Raw genomic sequence first — 21,501 nt, forward strand, 5'->3', positions numbered from 1 at the left:
GAATGACGAACCCCGATGACAAGACGCAGAAGCTGGCGCAGGCCCTGCGTGTCTCGCTCAAGGAGACCGAGCGCCTGCGGGCGCGCAACCGCAAGCTCGACGCGGCCCTTCGGGAGCCGATCGCGATCGTCGGTATGGCGTGCCGGTATCCGGGCGGGGTGGAATCGCCGGAGGATCTGTGGCGGTTGGTGGCCGAGGGCGGCGACGCCACCTCGGAATTCCCGGTGAACCGCGGGTGGAACATCGAGCGACTCTACGATCCGACCGGGGAAACGCCGGGCAGCACCTACAGCCGTGAGGGTGGTTTCCTGCATACGGCGGGTGAATTCGACCCCGCGTTCTTCGGCATCAGCCCCAACGAGGCCGCGACGATGGATCCGCAGCAGTTCTTGCTGTTGGAGACCTCGTGGGAGGCCTTGGAACGCTCCGGCGTCGACGCGAGGTCGTTGCGGGGCAGCGCGACCGGCGTTTTCACCGGCCTGATGTATCACGACTATCCGGCCAACGCGAACGCCGGATCCATTGCCTCCGGCCGGGTTTCGTATGTGCTCGGCTTCGAGGGGCCGTCCGTCACCGTGGATACGGCGTGTTCGTCGTCGCTGGTGGCGATGCATTTGGCCGCGGGGTCGCTGCGGTCGGGGGAGTGCGATCTGGCGCTGGCCGGCGGTGTGACGGTGATGTCGACACCGGAGACCTTCGTCGAGTTCAGCCGCCAGCGCGGCTTGGCCCCGGACGGCCGGTGCAAGTCGTTCGCAGATGCGGCCGACGGTGTGGGCTGGTCCGAGGGCGTCGGAGTGCTTGTGCTGGAACGGCTTTCCGACGCACAGCGCAACGGTCATCGGATTCTGGCGGTCCTCGCGGGTTCGGCGGTGAATCAGGACGGTGCGTCGAATGGTCTGACCGCGCCGAACGGTCCGTCGCAGCGGCGGGTGATCCGGCAGGCGCTGGCCAATGCCGGTATCTCGGCCGCCGACGTGGGCGCGGTCGAGGCGCACGGCACGGGAACGACGCTGGGTGATCCGATCGAGGCACAGGCTCTGCTCGCTACCTATGGCCAGGACAGGGATGCCGACAGTCCGTTGTGGCTGGGCTCGTTGAAGTCGAATATCGGTCACGCTCAAGCCGCGGCGGGTGTCGGTGGTGTGATCAAGATGGTCATGGCGATGCGGCACGGCGTATTGCCGCGGACACTGCATGTCGATCGGCCGAGTACGAAAGTCGACTGGACCGAGGGCAATATCCGGTTGTTGACCGAGCCGGTCGAGTGGCCGGAGGGGGACCGTCCGCGTCGTGCGGGGGTGTCCTCGTTCGGCATCAGCGGCACCAACGCCCACGTGATCGTCGAACAAGCACCCGCGACCGAGGCGGTGGCGGACCAGGTGGTGCGAAGCGCGCCCGCGGGCGGCGTGCTGCCGTGGGTGGTCTCCGCGCGCAGCGGCCCCGCAGTCGCGGATCAGGCCGTTCGCCTGGCGGAGTACATCGCACATGCGTCTGCGGACGAACCGGATCCGCTCGATATCGGTCTGTCGCTGGCCTCCACGCGGTCCGCGTTCGAGCATCGTGCCGTCGTGCTGGCCGGTGACCGTGACGGCCTGCTCGCGGGTGTGCGGGCGCTGGCGGCGGGTGAGTCCGTGCCCGGTGTGGTGTCGGGTCGGGTGGTGCCGGGTTCGACGGGTGTGGTGTTCTCGGGGCAGGGGGCGCAGTGGGCCGGTATGGCTGCCGAGTTGCGCGGTGCCTACCCGGTGTTCGCCGGGCATTTCGACGCGATCGTCGCGAAGCTGGAACGTGGCCTCGGGCAATCGGTTTCGCTGTCGGATGCGTTGGTCGACGAGGCGTTGGTCGATCGGACGGTGTTCGCGCAGGCGGGTTTGTTCGCGTTCGAGGTGGCGTTGTACAGGCTGCTGGAGTCGTGGGGTGTGCGGGCGGATGTGGTGGCGGGTCATTCGATCGGTGAGGTTGCTGCTGCGCATGTGGCGGGTGTGTTGTCGCTCGAGGATGCGTGTGTGTTGGTGGCGGCGCGTGGTCGTTTGATGCAGGCGTTGCCGGCGGGTGGGGCGATGGTCGCGGTGGGTGCCTCCGAAGCGGATGTGCTCCCGCTACTGACCGGTGAGGTCTCGATCGCGGCGGTGAACGGCCCGTCCTCGGTGGTGGTATCCGGTGCCGACGTGGACGCGGTCGCGGCTGCCTGCGCCGAACGCGGGTGGCGGACCACGCGCCTTCGGGTCTCGCACGCGTTCCACTCGGCGTCGATGGAGCCGATGCTCGCCGAATTCGCCACTGCCATCGCCGATGTGACGTTCAGCCGTCCGACTCTGCCCGTGGTGTCGACGGTGACCGGCACCCGGGTGACCGATGAGATGCGTGATCGGTCCTATTGGGTGAACCAGGTTCGGGATACCGTCCGATTCGCCGACGCCGTCACGACGATGGCGGGCATGGGGGTGACTCGTTTCGCCGAGGTCGGACCGGATGCCGTACTGGCCCCGATGGTCACCCGAACCCTCGACGACGCTGCGGCCGGCACGACGCCGATGGTGGTGGCCCTGGCGCGTCGCGGCCGGGCGGACGCAGCGACCTTGTCGGCCGGTGCCGCCGGGTTGTTCGTCCGCGGCGCGGAGCTGGATTGGGCCGGCTGGTACGCCGGGACCGGAGCGCAGCGAATCGACCTGCCCACCTACGCCTTCCGGCACGAACGCTTCTGGCTCGACGCCCGGCAGGTACTCGCGCAGTCGTGGCTGGGAGCCGAACTCGGCGGCGTCACGGCGGTCGGCCTCGATGCCGTCGCGCATCCGCTGCTCGGCGCGGCCGTACCGCATCCGGAATCCGGCGGGGTGAGCTTCACCGGTCGCTGGTCGGTGGATTCCGTCGATTGGCTGGCCGACCACAGCGTCTTCGGCGTGGTACTGCTGCCCGGCACTGGATTCGTCGAATTGGCCGGCCACGTCGGCGGCCTGCTGGGCTGCGATGTGCTCGAAGAACTCGTCCTGCACACCCCGTTGACGCTTCCGGCGCAGGGCAGTGTGTCGGTGCAAGTGGTGGTGGCCGCCGCGGACGACACCGGCCGTCGGCGGCTGAGTATCCATTCCCGCCGGGCCGCCGAGGAACCCTGGGCGATCCATGCCGAAGGCGTTCTCGCCTCGGGTGGCGTGGTCGCCGATTTCGATCTGAGGTCGTGGCCGCCCAGCGGCGCGCGGCCGGTGGATATCGACGGCATCTATGACGAACTGCTCGATCTCGGTTACGGCTACGGTCCGGCGTTCCGGGGTATGCGGGCGGCGTGGCAGCGTGGGGACGAACTGTTCGCCGAGGTCGCGCTGCCCGACCCGGCCGACGCCGACAGCTTCGGCATCCATCCGGCTTTGTTCGACGCCGCGCTGCATGTCCGGATCGTGCACGCGCTGCGCGGCGGAGGCGGCACGTCCCCGGCCTTGCCGTTCACCTGGAACACGGTGGCGTTGCACGCGGCCGGGACCGCGGTGGTGCGCGTGCGGATCGCGGTCGAGGGCGAGAAGTTCGGCGTCCAGATAGCCGATGCGCAGGGTGAACCGGTGCTGTCGGTGGCCGCCCTCGTGTCCCGGCCGGTCACGGCCCGCCAGCTCGACGCGCCCCGGGTGCCGCAGGACCTGTTCGGCGTGGAGTGGGTCCCGGTGGCGGGATCGGCGGTGGTTGTCGACCCGGAACGGGTGGCGGTGCTCGGCGCCGGCGCCGATACGGGCGAGGTGCGCGGATACAACGATCTGGCGGCGCTGGTCGCCGATCTGGATGCGGCCGCGGAGCCGGTTGTCCCGGAGATCGTCGTGTTCGAATGTCCGCGAGGGGAGGGCGCGCCGCCCGCGGCGGCACGGCAGGTCGTGACCGGTGTGCTCGAGACCGTGCAGCGGTGGTTGAGCGATTCCCGGTTCGCCGGCTCCCGGTTGGTCGTGGTCACCGAAAACGCTGTGCCCGTCCGCGATTCGGAGTCGGTGAACCTGGCGCAGGCGCCGGTGTGGGGTGTGCTGCGGGCCGCGCAGGCCGAGCATCCCGATCGATTCCAGCTGCTGGATCTGGACCGCGAGGACGCCGAGACTCGCACCCCGCTGGCTGTGGCGTCGTCGGCCGCCGCGGTCGCGGGCGAACCCGAAGTCGCCGTGCGCGGTGCGGCCGTATCGGTTCCGCGATTGAGCCGTCACCCGGCCGGCGACACCGTTCGGCTGGACGAGCCCGGCACCGTGGTGGTGACCGGTGGCACCGGTGGTCTGGGTGCGTCGATCGCGCGGCATCTGGTCGTGAACCACGCCGTGCCGCGGCTTGTTCTGGTGTCGCGTCGTGGGCCGGCCGCGCCCGGCGCCGAGCGGTTGCGTGACGAGTTGACGGAGCTCGGTGCGCAGGTGCGGATTGTCGCGTGCGACGTGTCCGATCGGGATGCGTTGGCGGCGTTGATCGCCAGCGTTCCGGACGAACATCCCTTGGTCGGTGTGGTGCACGCCGCGGGTGCCGCCGACAACGGTGTGGTCGAGGCGATGTCGGCGGATCGGGTGGATCATGTGTTCGCGCCCAAGGTCGACGCGGCATGGCATCTGCACGAGTTGACCCGTGATCGGTCCTTGTCGCTGTTCGTGGTGGTGTCGTCCGCCGGCGGACTGGTGTTGGCGGCCGGCCAGGCGAATTATGCTGCGGCGAACGTCTTTCTGGATGCGCTGGCCGCCTATCGCCGGGCAGCGGGATTGCCGGCGACCGCGATCGATTACGGGCTGTGGGCGCGCTCGAGCGGACTCGGCACGGAGCTGTCCGAAGCCGATTTCGAACGGATGCGCCGGCAGGGGTTCCCCGCGCTCGCTGAGGACGAGGGCCTCGCGCTCTTCGATGCGGCGATCGCGACCGAGACCGCTCAACTGGTCGCGCTGCGGATCGATTCCGCCGCGCTCCGGGCCCGTGGCGAGAGCGTTCCGGCACTCGCGCGCGGAATCGTCGCCCCGGTGAGCACACGTCGCAACACCTCCGCGGCGACGCACGCCTTCCTGGACACGCCGGCCGGGCTGTCGGAGGCCGACAGGCAAGTGGCCGTGCTGGATCTGGTGCGTTCGGTGGCCGCCGGTGTGCTCGGGCACACGTCTGTGGATGCCGTCGAACCGCAGCGTGCTTTTCAGCAGCTGGGTTTCGATTCGCTGGGTGCGGTGGAGTTCCGGAACCGGTTGAATGCCGCGACGGGTTTGAAGCTTCCGGCGACCTTGATCTTCGATTATCCGAACGCCCAGGTCGTCGCGGAATTCATCGGTGCCGAGCTGTCCGGTGTAGCAGTGGTGGAGGAGAAGCCGGTCGGGCGGGTTCGGGTCGATGACGATCCGATCGCGATCGTGGCGATGAGTTGCCGCTATCCGGGTGGTGTCGCGTCGCCGGAGGAGCTGTGGCGGTTGGTCGCCGAAGGCGTCGACACCAACGGGGAATGGCCGGTCGATCGTGGGTGGGATATCGACGCCGTATACGACCCCGAGCCCGGTAAGGCGGGGAAGACCTACACGCGCCGTGGTGGATTCCTTTACGAGGCAGCGAATTTCGACGCCGACTTCTTCGGGATCAGTCCGAACGAGGCCACGATCATGGATCCGCAGCAGCGATTGCTGCTCGAGACCTCGTGGGAAGCACTGGAACGCGCCGGTGTCGACCCGGCCGAATTGCGGGGGACCGCCACCGGTGTGTTCACCGGCGTCATGTACCACGACTACGCGCAGGGAACGGAGAGCCGCAACAGCGCCGGGGGAAGTCTGGTCTCCGGCCGAGTCGCGTACACGCTGGGGTTGGAAGGCCCTGCGGTATCGGTGGATACGGCGTGCTCGTCCTCGCTGGTGGCCGTGCATCTGGCGGCGGGATCGCTGCGATCGGGAGAATGCGATCTGGCCCTGGCCGGTGGCGTCGCGGTGATGGCCTCGCCGGACATGTTTCTGGAGTTCTCCCGCCAGCGCGGTCTCTCTCCCGATGGCCGGTGCCGCGCCTTCGCCGACGCCGCTGACGGTGTGGGCTGGTCCGAGGGCGTAGGTGTGCTCGTGCTGGAGCGACTGTCCGACGCGCAGCGCAACGGCCATCAGGTCCTGGCGGTCATCGCGGGTTCCGCGGTGAATCAGGACGGCGCGTCGAACGGTTTCACCGCGCCGAACGGTCCCTCGCAGCAGCGGGTGATCCGCCGGGCGCTGGCCGATGCCGGACTCGCCGCGGCAGAGGTGGACGCGGTCGAAGGCCACGGCACCGGCACGACATTGGGTGATCCGATCGAGGCCCAGGCATTGCTGGCGACCTACGGCCGCGACCGCTCTGCGGATCGTCCGTTGTGGCTGGGGTCGTTGAAGTCGAATATCGGTCATGCCCAGGCCGCCGCCGGTGTGGGTGGTGTGATCAAGATGGTCATGGCGATGCGCCACGGCGTGTTGCCGAAGACCTTGCACGTCGATCGGCCGAGCACGAAAGTCGACTGGTCCACAGGCAATATCGCGTTGTTGACCGAGCCGGTCGAATGGCCGGAGAGGGATCGGCCGCGGCGGGCCGGTGTGTCCTCGTTCGGGATCAGCGGCACCAACGCCCACCTCATCCTGGAGCAGGCGCCGAGCGTGGCGGTGCCGGTGCAGGCCGCGCTCACCGCTCCGGTCGGCGGCGTCGTGCCCTGGGTGATCTCGGCGCGCAGTGCCGCGGCCCTCGCCGGTCAGGCCGACCGGCTCGCGTCCGCGATCGGCGACGAGCACGATCCGATCGACATCGGGTTCTCCCTCGTATCCACCCGTGGGGTGCACGAACACCGTGCTGTCGTGGCGGCCGGTGACCGTACCGACTTGCTCACGGGCGTGCGGGCATTGGCCGGCGGTGAGCAGGCGCCGGGTGTGGTGTCCGGTCGGGTGCTGCCGGGTTCGACCGGCATGGTGTTCTCGGGGCAGGGGGCGCAATGGGCCGGGATGGCCGCCGAACTCCGCGCCGCCTACCCGGTCTTCGCCGAACACTTCGACGCGATCGTGGCCGAGCTGGAACCCGCTCTGGGACAGACGGTTTCGCTGCGGAATGCGCTGGCCGACGATGGTCTGATCGACCGCACCGTCTTCGCGCAGGCGGGATTGTTCGCGTTCGAGGTGGCGCTGTTCCGGCTGTTCGAATCGTGGGGTGTGACCGCGGGGGTGGTGGCGGGTCATTCGATCGGTGAAGTCGCCGTCGCGCATGTGGCGGGCGTGTTGTCGTCGACGGCTGCGTGTGCGCTGGTCGCCGCGCGCGGCCGGCTGATGCAGGTCCTGCCTGCCGGTGGCGCGATGGTGGCGGTCGGGGCGTCCGAGACGGATGTGCTGTCGGTGCTGAGCGGTGAGGTCTCGATCGCGGCGGTGAACGGTCCGTCGTCGGTGGTGGTGTCCGGTGTCGAATCCGAGGTGATGGCGGTCGCCGCTCGCGCCGCAGAGCGTGGATGGCGTACGACCCGGTTGCGCGTGTCGCATGCGTTTCATTCGGCGTCGATGGAACCGATGCTCGCCGAATTCGCCCGTGCCATCGAAGGTTTGACGTTCGGCCGCCCGGAGATCGCCGTGGTGTCGACGGTGACCGGCGCCCGGGTGACCGATGAGATGTCGTCCCCGGCGTATTGGGTCGCGCAGGTTCGCGACACCGTGCGGTTCGCGGACGCGGTTACCGCGATGGCGGATCTGGGAGTCTCCCGCTTCGCCGAAATTGGGCCGGATGCGGTGCTCGCGCCGATGGTCACCCAAACCCTCGAGAACAGGGCGACAGCGGGGGCCGTGACGGCGGTGCCTGCCGTGGTCGCGCCGGTGCGCCGGCATCGGGCCGATGTGGCGACGCTGACGGCCGGGGTGGCCGGACTGTTCGTCGCGGGCGCCGAGGTGGACTGGGCCGGTCTGTACGCCGGCACCGGAGCCCGGCGAATCGACCTGCCCACCTACGCCTTTCAACGTCGGCGCTACTGGGCGGGGGCGACCGGCGACGGCGGCGACCTGCGGGCCATCGGCCTCGCGTCCACGGGACATCCCCTGGTCTCGGCGATGGTGTCCCACCCGGATTCCGACACCGTGACCCTCACCGGGCGCCTGTCCGTGCAGACCCACCCGTGGCTCGCCGATCACCGGGTGATGGATACGGTGCTGTTCCCCGGAACCGGCTTCGTCGAACTCGCCCTGCACGCCGGGGAACGAGTCGGTTTGCCCATGCTCGACGAGTTGGTGCTGCAGGCGCCGCTGGTGTTGCCGGATACCGGCGGGGTCGCGGTACGGGTAGTGCTCGGTGAGCCGGACGCGACGGGACGGCGCGGAATCCGGATCTTCTCCTGCCCCGACCGTGATGTCGACACGATGCCGTCGTGGACGATGCACGCCGAAGGTGCTCTCACGTCGGAGGAAATCGACGGATCCGAACCGGTCTCCTGGCCCCCGGCCGGCGCCACCGTTGTCGACGTCGACGGCGTCTACGACGAGCTCTCATCCGTCGGCTACGGGTACGGCCCGGTCTTCCGGGGCTTGCGGGCGATGTGGCAGCGCGGGAACGAATTCTTCGCCGAGATCGCGCTACCGGACTCCGGGCGCGCCGACGGGTTCGCGATCCATCCGGCGCTGTTCGATGCCGCATTGCATCCGGGCATCGTGGACGGCTTCCGCGGCGGGAAAATCGGTGATTCCCCGGCGTTGCCGTTCATGTGGAATCGGGTCGCGGTGCATTCGACCGGAGCCGCCGTGGTGCGCGTGCGGATTTCACCGGACGCGGACGGATTCGGCGTGCGGATCACCGACCAGCAGGGGCGCCCGGTGCTGTCGGTCGGTGCGCTCGTCTCGCGGCCGGTATCGGCCGAGCGACTCGCTGCGAATCCGGTCGCGGACTCGCTGTTCGGCGTGGAGTGGACGGCCGCCTCGACGGCATCCGCGACGCTCGAACCGAACCGCATCGCGGTGGTGGGTTCCGGACGAAGCTCCGAAGGTGCGCCACGGCATCGCGACTTCGCGGCATTGATCGCCGACCTGGATGCGGCCGGGAACACCGTCGTCCCCGAGGTCGTCGTTCTCGAATGCCCAGAGGACGAATCCGCACCGCCGGTCGCGGCCCGGCAGATGGTCGCCGGTGTCCTCGAGGCCGTGCAAAGATGGTTGCGCACTTCGTATTTCGCAAGCTCTCGCCTGGTGGTCGTCACCAGACATGCGGTATCCGTCGACGGAGCCGAGCAGGTGAATCCGGCCCAGGCGCCGGTGTGGGGTCTGGTGCGGGCGGCGCAGGCCGAGCACCCTGGCCGATTCCAGCTCCTCGACCTGGACCACGACCGCGATGCCGTCACCGCGCTGACTACGACGACACCGGCCGCCACCGAGCCGGAGGTCGCGGTGCGCGGGGCGGATGTGCTGGTTCCGCGGTTGCGCCGGCTCGCCCCCGGTGCGGTGGGTCGCTCGATCGAGCCCGGCACCGTGCTGATTACCGGCGGAACGGGTGGTCTCGGTGCGTTGATGGCGCGCCACCTAGTCGTGAATCACGGTGTGGCGCAGCTGGTTCTGGCATCGCGCAGCGGACCGGACGCAACCGGTGCCGAACAGGTGCGTGACGAGCTGGCAGCGCTCGGCGCGCAGGTGCGGATCGCGGCCTGCGATGTGTCCGACCGCGATGCGTTGGCGGCGCTGATCGACGAGATTCCGGACGAGCATCCGCTGATCGGTGTGGTGCATGCGGCGGGCACCGGCGACAACGGGTTGATCGAATCCCTCACGGCGGATCGATTCGGGCCGGTGTTCGCGCCGAAGGTCGACGCGGCGTGGTATCTGCACGAGTTGACCCGTGATCGACCGCTGTCGCTGTTCGTGCTGGTGTCGTCGGCGGGTGGTTCGGTGCTGGCGGCCGGGCAGGCCAATTATGCCGCGGCCAACGTCTTTCTGGACGCGCTGGCCGCCCACCGTCGCGCCGCGGGTCTGCCCGCGACCGCCATCGATTACGGATTGTGGGCGACCTCGACTGGCCTGGGGTCGATGCTGTCCGACGGTGATGTCGAGCGGATCCGGCGGCAGGGACTTCCGCCGCTGAGCGAGACCGAAGGGCTGGCGCTGTTCGATCTGGCGATCGCCACCGAATCCGCGCAGGTGGTGGCATTGCGCGTCGATCCGGCGGCCCTGCGCGACCGCGGCGACGAGCTGCCGGCACTGCTGCGCGCGATGGCCCCGGCCCCGATCCGGCGCCGGGCACGAGACCAGGGTCCCGATCACGCGTTCGCCCGGACGCCGGCCGGTTTTCCGGATGCGGATCGGCATGCGGCTGTGCTGGATCTGGTCCGGTCGGTGGCCGCGGGTGTGTTGGGGCATGCGTCGGTGGATGCGGTGGAGCCGCAGCGGGCTTTCCAGCAGCTGGGATTCGATTCGCTGGGGGCGGTGGAGTTTCGGAATCGGTTGAACGCGGCGACGGGTTTGAAACTTCCGGCCACGTTGATCTTCGACTATCCGAATGCGGAGGTGGTGGCCGAGTTCATCGGGTCGGAATTGGCCGGTGTGGCGATTGCCGACGCCGAGCCGGTCGGCCGGGTCCGGGTGGATGATGATCCGATCGCGATCGTGGCGATGAGTTGTCGTTATCCGGGGGGTGTGGCGTCGCCGGAGGATTTGTGGCGATTGGTCGCCGAAGGTATCGACACCAACGGCGATTGGCCGGTCGACCGCGGCTGGGATGTCGACGATATCTACGACCCGGAGCCCGGAAAGCCCGGCAAGACCTACGCGCGCAACGGTGGATTCCTCTATTCCGCAGCGGATTTCGATGCCGACTTCTTCGGGATCAGCCCGAACGAGGCCATGGCGATGGATCCGCAGCAGCGGTTGCTGCTGGAGACCTCATGGGAGGCGCTGGAACGGGCCGGTATCGAACCGGCCGTGTTGCGCGGCAGCGCCACCGGTGTGTTCACCGGTGTGATGTACCACGACTACGCCCAGGGCACCGGCAAGGCCGGAACCGCCGGCGGCAGTCTGGTCTCCGGGCGTATCGCCTACACGCTGGGGTTGGAAGGTCCTGCGGTGTCGGTGGATACGGCGTGTTCGTCGTCGCTGGTGGCCATGCATCTGGCCGCGCAGTCGCTGCGGTCGGGGGAATGCGATCTGGCGCTGGCCGGTGGCGTCGCGGTGATGGCCACGCCGGATATGTTCCTCGAATTCTCCCGCCAGCGCGGGCTGTCCCCGGATGGCCGGTGCAAGTCGTTCGCGGATGCCGCGGATGGTGTGGGTTGGTCGGAGGGGGCGGGCATGCTGGTCCTGGAGCGGCTTTCCGATGCGCGTCGCAATGGTCACGAGGTTCTTGCGGTGCTTGCGGGTTCGGCGGTGAATCAGGATGGTGCGTCGAATGGTTTCTCCGCGCCGAATGGTCCCTCGCAGCGGCGGGTGATCCGGCAGGCGCTGGCCAATGCCGGGCTCTCGCCCGCCGAGGTCGACGCCGTGGAAGGCCACGGCACGGGGACGACGCTGGGTGATCCGATCGAGGCCCAAGCGCTGCTTGCCACGTATGGGCAGGATCGTGCTCCGGATCGCCCGCTGTGGCTGGGATCGTTGAAGTCGAATATCGGCCACGCCCAGGCCGCTGCCGGTGTCGGTGGTGTGATCAAGATGGTCATGGCCATGCGCCACGGTGTGCTGCCGAAGACCCTGCATGTAGACCGGCCGAGCACGAAAGTCGAATGGTCGCAGGGCGATATCCGGCTGCTGACCGAGTCGGTCGAGTGGCCCGAGGCGACTCGGCCCCGCCGCGCCGGTATCTCGTCCTTCGGACTCAGCGGCACCAACGCCCACCTCATCGTCGAACAGGCGCCGGCCGACCCGGCCCCCGTCCCGGAGACCAGGACCGCCCCGGCCGGGGGTGTGCTGCCGTGGGTGATCTCGGCCCGCACCGGCGCGGCCCTGGCCGAACAGGCCCGGCGCCTGACCGCCCGGATCGGCGACCAGCACCCGGTCGACGTCGGCTACTCACTCGCGACCTCACGAGTGGTGTTCGATCACCGCGCTGTGGTGCTGGCCTCCGAGCGCGAGGGCCTGCGAATCGGTACCCAGGCTCTCGGGCGCGGAGAAGGCCTCCCCGGTGTGGTGTCCGGTCGGGTGGTGCCGGGTTCGACGGGTGTGGTGTTCTCCGGGCAGGGTGCGCAGTGGGCCGGTATGGCTGCCGAGTTGCACGGTGCCTACCCGGTGTTCGCCGAGCACTTCGACGCGATCGTGAATGAGCTGGAAAATGCTCTGGGACAGGAAGTTTCGCTGTCGGATGCATTGGCCGACGAGGATCTGGTCGATCGGACGGTGTTCGCGCAGGCGGGTTTGTTCGCGTTCGAGGTGGCGTTGTACAGGCTGCTGGAGTCGTGGGGTGTGCGGGCGGATGTGGTGGCGGGTCATTCGATCGGTGAGGTTGCTGCTGCGCATATTGCGGGTGTGTTGTCGCTCGAGGATGCGTGTGTGTTGGTGGCGGCGCGTGGTCGTTTGATGCAGGCGTTGCCGGCGGGTGGGGCGATGGTCGCGGTGGGTGCCTCCGAGGCCGACGTGCTGGCGCTGGTGGATTCCGGCGCGGTGGCGGCCGGTGACGTCTCGATCGCGGCGGTGAACGGCCCGTCCTCGGTGGTGCTGTCCGGCGTGGAAGCCGCTGTGGTGGCGGTCGCGGGGCGCTGTGCGGAAAAGGGCTGGCGCACACATCGTTTGCGGGTGTCGCATGCCTTCCATTCGGCGTTGATGGAGCCGATGCTGGACGAATTCGCGGCCGCGATAGCTGGTTTGGCGTTCGGACGTCCGACTGTGCCGTTGGTGTCGACGGTGACCGGCGCGAAGGTGACCGACGAGATGTCGGTCCCGTCGTATTGGGTGCGCCAGGTTCGGGATTCGGTGCGGTTCGCTGACGCCGTTACGACGATGGCGGAGTTGGGGGTGTCTCGTTTCGCCGAGGTCGGACCGGATGCGGTGCTGGCCCCGATGGTCACCCGGACCCTCGACGCCGCGTCCCCGGTGGTGGTGGCGCCCGCCCGCCGACACCGAGCGGATGCGTCGACCCTGACGGCCGGACTGGCGACGCTGTTCGTCACCGGCGCCGACGCCGACTGGGGCGCCTTCTACTCGGGAACCGGCGCCCGGCGAATCGATCTGCCCACCTACGCTTTCCAGCGCCGGCGGTATTGGATGTCCGACGCGTCCACGACATCCGGCGGCGCGCGGGCGATGGGCTTGGTCGCCGCGGAACATCCGCTGATCTCGGCCGTGGTGTCCCAGCCGGACTCCGACGGTACGGATCTCATCGGCCGCCTGTCGCTGCGGACGCACTCGTGGCTGGCGGACCACACGGTCATGGACAGCGTCCTGTTCCCCGGCACGGGCCTGGTCGAACTCGCCCTCTACGCCGGCGAACAGGTCGGGTGTCATCACCTCGAGCAACTCGTCCTGCGAGCCCCGCTGACACTGCCGGAATCCTCCGGCACCGCGGTGCGCGTCGTGGTCGGCGCCGAGGACGAGGCCGGTCGTCGCCCGGTGCGGATCTACTCCCGCCCCGAGGACGAGGCCGATGCGCCGCCGTCCTGGACGGTGCACGCCGAAGGCGTTCTCGCGCCCGAAACCCCCGGCACCGCTGTCGAATTGCGGACCTGGCCGCCCACCGGTGCGGTCGCCGTGGATATCGACGGGGTGTACGACGCCCTCGACACGCAGGGATACCACTACGGTCCCGCGTTCCAGGCGCTGCGCTCGGTCTGGCGAGCGAGCGGTGACGTTCTCTACGCCGAGGTGGAACTGCCCGAGACCGCCAGGCCCGACGCACAGCGGTTCGGTGTCCATCCGGCGCTGCTGGACGCGGCGATGCATGCGCTGCGATTCGCCGACGCGCGGCCCGACGGACCGGCGTTGCCGTTCGAATGGTCCGGAGTCACCGTCCATGCGGCGGGGGCCGACGCGGTGCGGGTCCGGCTCACCCGCGTCGGGGAACGGGGTGTGGCGCTGGATCTGGCGGATAGCACCGGTGCTCCGGTGGCGACGGTCCGCCACCTCGCCTCCCGTCCCGTCGATCCCGCGCAGCTCGTCACCGGCGCGTCCGTGGGCAATGCCCTGTTCCGGATCGACTGGACTCCGATCGAGGTGGACGCGGCCGACATCGCCACGGCCGCATGGCCGGAACTCGGCGACGAGATACCGCCGGTCGTGGTGCTGGACTGCCCGGCGGGTAACGATCCCGCCGCGATCCACGCCGCGACGCACCACGTTCTGGAGGTGTTGCAGTCCTGGACGGCGAGCCCGCGATTCACCGACTCGGTCCTCGTGGTCCGGACCGGTGGTGCGGTGTCGGTGGCCGGAGAGGACATCACGAATCTGGCCGGTGCCGCCGTCGGCGGCCTGGTCCGCTCGGCACAAGCCGAGAACCCCGGCCGCTTCGTGCTGATCGACACCGATGCCGCGCTCGACGATCTGCTCGGCGGCATCCTGGCCGCGGCCGAACCGCAGGTGGCCGTGCGGGACGGGCGAGTGCTCGCCGCACGCCTGGTCCGGACGGCTCCCGCCGTCCCCGAGACGGTCGAGTTCGATCCGGACGAGACGGTGCTGATCACCGGTGCGGGCGGGCTGCTGGCCGGATTGTTCGCCCGGCATCTGGTCACCACCCGCGGCGTCTGCCGCCTGCTGATGCTGAGCCGACGCGGCGAATCAGCTTCCGGCGCAAACGAATTGCGAACCGAACTCGGCGACCTCGGCGCCCAGGTGGAATTCGCCGCCTGCGATGTCGCCGACCGCGGCGCGCTGGCCGCCGTGCTGGCGGGCATACCCGCCGCGCACCCGCTGACCGGCGTCTTCCACCTGGCCGGTGTGCTCGACGACGGTGCCGTGGCGTCGCTGACTCCGTCGCGGATGGATACGGTGCTGGGGCCCAAGATCGATGCCGCACTCCATCTGCACGAGTTGACCGCCGAACTGCCGTTGCGGGAATTCGTGCTGTTCAGCTCGGTGGCCGGTGCGTTCGGCAACCCCGGACAGGGCAACTATGCCGCGGCCAACGCCTGCCTGGACGCGCTCGCCATCCATCGCGCCGCGACCGCCCGGTGCGGTACGTCCCTGGCGTGGGGTCTATGGGAGGGGGGTATGGCCGGGCAGCTCAGCGACGTCGATCGGCACCGCATGTCCCGCTCGGGCCTGCTACCGCTCTCGGCCGATCAGGGCCTGGCGCTGTTCGATGCCGCGGCCGGTATCGACGTGCCGGCGCCGGTGCTCGCCCGGCTCGACACCGAGAGCATCCGCAACGCCGGAACCGCCACGCCCGCACTGCTTTCCGGTCTGGTGCCGGCCCGCCGCAGCGCGGCCTCCGGCACCTTCACGGCGCTGCGCGCCCGGGTGGCGAGCACTCCCGACAGCGAACGCTTCGGGGTGCTGGTCGAGATCGTGCGTGGACAGATCGCCGCGACTCTCGGCCACGAGAACGCGAATTCGATCGCCGCGGACCGGGCCTTCAACGAACTGGGCTTCGATTCGATCACCGCCATCGAATTCCGCAACGCCCTCAAAGCCGTCACGGGCCTGCCCCTGCCCGCCACCCTGGTGTTCGACTATCCGACACCCGAGGCGCTGGCGAGATATCTCGCCGAGGAGTTCACCGGCACGGGCCGGGACACCGAGGTCACCGCGACCCGGGCCGTCGACGACGACCCGATCGCGGTGGTCGGAATGGCGTGCCGGTACCCCGGTGGTATCACCTCTCCCGAGGAACTCTGGGATCTGGTGCGCGACGGCGCCGATGCGATCACGACGCTGCCGGCCGACCGGGGCTGGGACATCGCCGGCATCTACGACCCGGAACCCGGCCGCGCGGGGAAGTCCTACACCCGGGAAGGCGGATTCCTGCACAGCGCCGCCGATTTCGACCCCGAGTTCTTCGGCATCGGCCCCAACGAGGCCACCGTGATGGACCCCCAGCAGCGACAGTTGCTGGAGACGACATGGGAAGCGCTGGAGCGTGCCGGTGTCGACCCCACCGTGCTGCGGGGCAGCTCGACCGGTGTCTTCGCCGGCGTGATGTACCACGACTACGCCCAGGGCAGCGGCAACAGCGCGGGCGGCAGTCTGGTCTCCGGGCGTATCGCCTACACGCTGGGGTTGGAAGGTCCTGCGGTGTCGGTGGATACGGCGTGTTCGTCGTCGCTGGTGGCGATGCATCTGGCCGCGCAGTCGTTGCGGTCGGGGGAGTGCGATCTGGCGTTGACCGGCGGTGTGACGGTGATGGCGACACCGGAGACCTTCGTGGAGTTCAGCCGTCAGCGTGGGCTGTCCCCGGATGGTCGGTGCAAGTCGTTCGCGGATGCGGCGGATGGTGTGGGTTGGTCGGAGGGGGCGGGCATGCTGGTGTTGGAGCGGCTTTCGGATGCGCGTCGCAATGGTCACGAGGTTCTTGCGGTGCTTGCGGGTTCGGCGGTGAATCAGGATGGTGCGTCGAATGGTTTCTCCGCGCCGAACGGTCCCTCCCAGCGTCGGGTGATCCGGCAGGCGTTGGCCAATGCTGGTCTTTCGCCCGCGGATGTGGATGCGGTCGAGGCGCACGGCACGGGGACGACGCTGGGTGATCCGATCGAGGCCCAGGCGTTGCTTGCCACCTATGGGCAGGATCGTTCTGCGGATCGTCCGTTGTGGTTGGGATCGTTGAAGTCGAATATCGGCCACGCCCAGGCCGCGGCGGGTGTGGGTGGTGTGATCAAGATGGTCATGGCCATGCGGCACGGGGAATTGCCGCGGACACTGCACGTCGATGCGCCCAGTACCAAGGTCGATTGGTCCGAGGGCAATATCCGGTTGTTGACCGAGTCGGTGGCGTGGCCGGAGGTGGATCGTCCGCGTCGGGCCGGTGTCTCCTCTTTCGGGATCAGTGGCACCAATGCGCACGTCATCGTCGAGCAGGCCCCGGCAGCCGAAACCGCGCCGGCGGTGACAATCGTCCCGGCCGTCCTGCCGTGGACGCTGTCGGCGCGCGGCAACGACGCACTGGCCGGACAAGCGGCCCGCCTGGCCTCGCATGTGGACGCCCACGATCCGGATGCCGTCGATGTCGGCTTCTCGCTGGCCTCCATGCGGGCGGTGTTCGAGCATCGAGCCGTGGTCGTGGGCCGGGATCGTGACGATCTGCTCGCGGGCGTCCGGGCGCTGGCAGCGGGCGACACCGTGCCCGGTGTCGTCTCCGGTCGCGTGCTACCCGGTTCGACGGGTGTGGTGTTCTCGGGGCAGGGCGCGCAGTGGGCCGGTATGACGGCCGAACTCCGTACCGCGCATCCGGTATTCGCCGAACATTTCGACGCGATTGCCGGCATGCTGGATCCGCTCCTGGAACAACATGTTTCGCTGAACGACGCGTTGGCGGACGACGACCTGATCGATCGCACCGTGTTCGCGCAGGCCGGTTTGTTCGCGTTCGAGGTGGCGCTGTACAGGCTGCTCGAATCCTGGGGATTCGGCGCGGATGTGGTGGCCGGTCATTCGATCGGTGAGGTCGCCGCCGCACATGTGGCCGGGGTGTTGTCGCTCCGGGACGCGTGTGTGCTGGTGGCGGCACGCGGGCGACTGATGCAGGCACTGCCCGCGGACGGAGCGATGATCGCCGTCGAGGCATCCGAGGCCGACGTCTCGGCCCTGCTGACCGGCGACGTCGCCATCGCCGCGGTGAACGGCCCGTCCTCGGTGGTCTTATCCGGTGTCGACGCCGATGTGACGGCTGTTGCCGGAAGGTGCACTGAAAGAGGCTGGCGCACACATCGTTTGCGGGTGTCGCATGCGTTCCACTCGGCGCTGATGGAGCCGATGCTGGCCGAATTCGCCTCGGCGATCGAGGCTTTGACGTTCGGGCGTCCGACTGTGCCGCTGGTGTCCACCGCCACCGGCGCCAGGGTGACCGACGAGATGTCGGCTCCGTCCTATTGGGTGCGGCAGGTTCGGGACGCGGTGCGATTCGCCGACGCGGTCCTCGCCATGGCGGAACTGGGCGTGACACGATTCGCCGAAGTCGGGCCCGACGCGGTATTGACGCCCATGATCGCCCGAACCCACGACACGGCAACCGCGATCGCGCTCACCAAGCGCCACCACGCGGACCCCGCGACCGTGCTCACCGGGCTCGCCCGCCTGTATGTCGCTGGTGCGACGGTGGATTGGATTCGCTACTACGCCGGCACCGGCGGCAGGCGGACGGATCTGCCGACCTACCCCTTCCAGCACCGCCGCTTCTGGGCCATGGGCCGGCTGCATTCCGGTGAGCCGTCGGCGCTCGGCCTGCGGTCCACCGAACACCCCATGCTGGGCGCGCTGGTGGCGCAACCCGAAGGCGGCGGCGTCCGCCTCACCGGGCGACTGTCCACGGCCACGCATCCGTGGCTGGCCGATCACGACGTACTCGGCGTAGTCCTGCTGCCCGGAACCGGTTTCGTCGAGTTGGCCGTCCACGCCGGAGAGCAGGTCGGCTGTCCGGAACTCGCGGACCTCACACTGCGGGCGCCGCTGACGTTCAGCGGACCCGGCGGCGTGCAGATCCAGGTGGTCGTGGGTGACGGCGACGAGGCCGGTCATCGGCCCGTCGACATCTACTCCCGCCGGGACGAAGACGATCCGGCAGTCCCGTGGACCCATCACGCGCAGGGCCGGCTGAGCCCGAGCGCGGATACGGGCGAACCGGCGCACTGGGCCGATTTCGTGCAGTGGCCCCCGTCCGGCGCCACGGCGGTCACGGTGGACGGCGCGTACGACGAACTCGCCGACCACGGCTACCACTACGGTCCGGCCTTCCGCGGTCTGCTGGCGGTATGGCGGCGCGGTGACGAACTCTTCGCCGAGGTCGCGCTGCCGGAACAGACCACCGCACACGGTTACGGCATGCATCCGGCGCTGCTCGACGCGGCCCTGCACGCGCTCACCGTCGGCGCTCCGCGCGAGCAGGCCGAGCCACAGACCCTGGTTCCGTTCACCTGGTCGTCGGTGCGTCTGTACGCCGACGGCGCCCGCCGGGTGCGGGTGCGGCTGACCGGACGGGACGAGGCGGTCACGGTGCAGATCGCCGATTCCGGTGGCGCGCCGCTGCTTTCGGTGCGATCGCTCGCCTTGCGGCCGATCTCACCCGACGTGCTCGCGGCCTCGTCTCGTCCCTCGTACGACGCGCTGTACGAACTCGCGTGGCGGCCCGGCCCGCAGCCGCGCCGCACGGCGGATATCTCCTGGGCCGAGTGGGGTACGGCGGAATCGGCTTCGGTCCTCGTCTACCGCCCTCCGGTCGAGGAGGTCGCGGTGCCGGCGCGGCTGCGCACGGCGCTACACGCCACCCTCGGTGTCCTTCAGCAGTTCCTGCGCGACGAACGCTGTGCCTCGAGCACTCTCGCGGTGATCACCGACTCGACCGGAGATCCGGCCACTGCTGCGGTGTGGGGCCTGGTGCGCGCGGCGCAAGCGGAGAACCTCGGGCGAATCGTGCTCATCGAGGCCGACGAGGCCGTCGCGATGCACGACCTCGTGGCCGCCGCGGCGACGGGTGAGCCGGAACTGGCCGTCGACGGGGCCGGCACGCGGGTGCCGCGACTCGTCCGGGCCGCGTCTGCCGAGGCGACGCTGCCTACCGCGTGGGATCCCGAACGGACCGTCCTGATCACCGGCGGAACCGGTGGGATCGGGCGCCACCTCGCCCGGCACCTGGTGCGCGAGCACGGGGTGCGCCATCTGGTGCTGGCCGGTCGGCGCGGACCGGACGCCGCCGCGGATCTGGTCGCCGAACTCGGCGCTCTCGGCGCTCGGGTTCGGGTCGCGCCCTGCGACGTCACCGACCGCGACGCGGTGCGGCAGCTGCTCGGATCGATCCCCGCCGACCATCCGCTGGGCGCGATCGTGCACGCGGCCGGGGTCGCCGACAACGGCCTGGTCGATACCTTGACCCCGGATCGGATCGACCACTGCCTGAGCGCCAAGGCCGACGCCGCCTGGTACCTGCACGAGCTCACCCGCGAGGCCGGACTGTCCGCATTCGTCCTGATCTCCTCGGTGGCGGGGTCGATCCTGCCCGCCGGCCAGGCTGGGTACGCGGCGGCCAATCTGTTCCTCGACGCGCTCGCGACGCATCGCCACGCCGAAGGCTTGCCGGCGACGTCACTCGCCTACGGCATGTGGGATATCGACACCGGATTGTCGCAATGGCTCGGCGAGGCCGACCGGCAGCGGATGCGACGCCAAGGCTTTTCACCGCTGCCCGCCGGCGCCGCACTCGAATTGTTCGATGCGGCAGTGTCTTCCGGTCGTCCGGTGCAGGTGCCGGTCGCGATCGATCACGCCGTACTCCGTGCCCGCGATGCGGTCCCGGCCCTCCTCGGTGATCTGGCCGCGAAGACGGGACGCCGGCAGCGCGCCACGACGCCGGACGCCGCGGCACTGCGCAACCATCTGGCGCAACTGCCGGACGCCGAACAGGAACGGTGGCTGTTGACGCACATCCTCGAGCACGCCGCCCGGCTGCTCGGGCACGGCAGCACCGAGGCGCTCGACCCGGAGCGAGATTTCCTCGAATCGGGCTTCGACTCGCTGGCCGCCATGGAGTTGCGCGGCGCCCTCAACGCATCCACCGGACTGACGCTGTCCACGGCGGCGATCTTCGACCACAAGACGCCCGCGGTACTGGCCCGGCATCTTCGCGAGGAGCTCGGCGCCGCGCCACAACAAACCAACAGCCAAGCGGTCCAGGATGATTCGCTGTACGGGATGTTCCGCAGCGCGGTCACGAACGGTCAGGCCGGTAAGGGCTTCGCCCTGCTGCGAGCGGTGGCGGAACTGCGGGACCAGTTCACCGCGGACGAGCAACCGGAACAGTTGCCGACGCCCGCGCGCCTGGCCGCGGGCTCGGCCCTGCCGCGGATCATCTGCCTCAATCCGCCGCTGGCCACCGGCGGTGCGCACCAGTACGCCCGGATCGCGTCGCAGCTGCGCACCGGCCGCGATGTCCTGGCACTGCCGCTGATCGGTTTCGGTGCGGGAGAGCCGCTACCGGCGACGCCGGTCGCCGCGCTGGCGGCGCTGGCACGCGGCGTGCTCGAGGCCGCGCAGGGTGAGCCGTTCGTGCTGCTCGGGCATTCCTCGGGGGGTCTGCTGGCCTACCTCGTCACCGAGTATCTGGAGGCGGCCGGCGGTCCGGCGCCCGCCGGCGTGGTCATGCTGGACACCTATCCGGCGCACGCGGGTGCGGAATGGCTGCTGCGAGAGATGGCCGAACACATGGTGTCCCACGAGGCCACGTTCGGTCGTTTCGATCAGGCCCGGCTCACCGGAATGGGCCGTTACGTGCAGTTGCTGCACGAGCTGGTGCCGGGGTCGGTCGACACGCCGACGCTGTTCGTCCAGTGTGCGCGATCGTTCCTGGACGGCTCCTCGGAACGTGCGGACTGGCAGACCCGGCCGTGGGACGCGACGCATTCCGTCGTGCCGGTGGCGGCCGATCACTTCACGATCCTGGAGGACGGCGCGGCGGAGGTCGCCGAGGCGATCGAGGACTGGCTCGCGCACTGAGGGCGGCGACCGGGTGGGCGAA

At 69.5% G+C, this 21,501-nt stretch carries 1 protein-coding gene; it reads left to right on the forward strand.

Going from position 1 to position 21,501, the window contains the following annotated elements:
- Window positions 1-2: 2 nt before the first annotated feature.
- Window positions 3-21,479, forward strand: coding sequence for an SDR family NAD(P)-dependent oxidoreductase (locus ACPCUW_RS13055; protein ID WP_423424997.1), 21,477 nt, complete (start codon window positions 3-5; stop codon window positions 21,477-21,479).
- Window positions 21,480-21,501: the final 22 nt, after the last annotated feature.

It is taken from the genome of Nocardia sp. AB354 (assembly GCF_049538315.1).
In the GTDB taxonomy this organism is placed as follows: Bacteria; Actinomycetota; Actinomycetes; order Mycobacteriales; family Mycobacteriaceae; genus Nocardia; species Nocardia nova.